At 35.3% G+C, this 513-nt stretch carries 3 tRNA genes; all 3 read left to right on the top strand.

The annotated features are described in order from the left end of the window. Positions 1–148: 148 nt before the first annotated feature. The 3 genes from KTHG_RS00195 (at position 149) to KTHG_RS00185 (ending at position 488) form a co-directional block, all read left to right on the top strand. Positions 149–225, top strand: a tRNA-Asn gene (locus KTHG_RS00195). A gap of 23 nt (positions 226–248) precedes the next feature. Next, positions 249–321: transfer RNA gene (locus tag KTHG_RS00190), tRNA-Thr, on the top strand. Between the two features lie 92 nt (positions 322–413). Then, positions 414–488, top strand: a tRNA-Glu gene (locus tag KTHG_RS00185). Positions 489–513 lie beyond the last annotated feature (25 nt).

Here is a 513-nt window from a genome sequence, read left to right as displayed (position 1 = left end):
ATTTTCTATATATATTTATGTATATTACTATAATTAAATGTTCAGAAAACATTTATTTTTTTATAAAAAACTATTGCCTATTATAGGTATTTTAGCTATAATTATAAATGTATTTAAGAGAGTTAAATACATATTGAAATAGTATTGTTCCGTTGTAGCTCAGTTGGTAGCAGCATCTGACTGTTAATCAGAGGGTCGCAGGTTCGAGTCCTGCCAACGGAGCCATTTTTTTGTCTTTTTTTAGCTGTGCTTCCATAGCTCAGCAGGTAGAGCACTTCCATGGTAAGGAAGAGGTCACCGGTTCGAATCCGGTTGGAAGCTTAACTTTATAAAAAAATAAAAAACGTATTGCATGATATATTGATATATGATACTATATTAAATGTCTTGATAAAGACTTAAATATTTTTAATGGCCCCTTGGTCAAGCGGTTAAGACACCGCCCTTTCACGGCGGTAACACGGGTTCGAATCCCGTAGGGGTCACCATTATGGAGGATTAGCTCAGCTGGGA

Source organism: Kurthia sp. Dielmo (assembly GCF_000307285.2).
Lineage (GTDB): Bacteria > Bacillota > Bacilli > Bacillales_A > Planococcaceae > Kurthia > Kurthia populi.
Note: the sequence above shows the minus strand (reverse complement) of the source record. Positions and strands in the feature narration are given on the sequence as shown.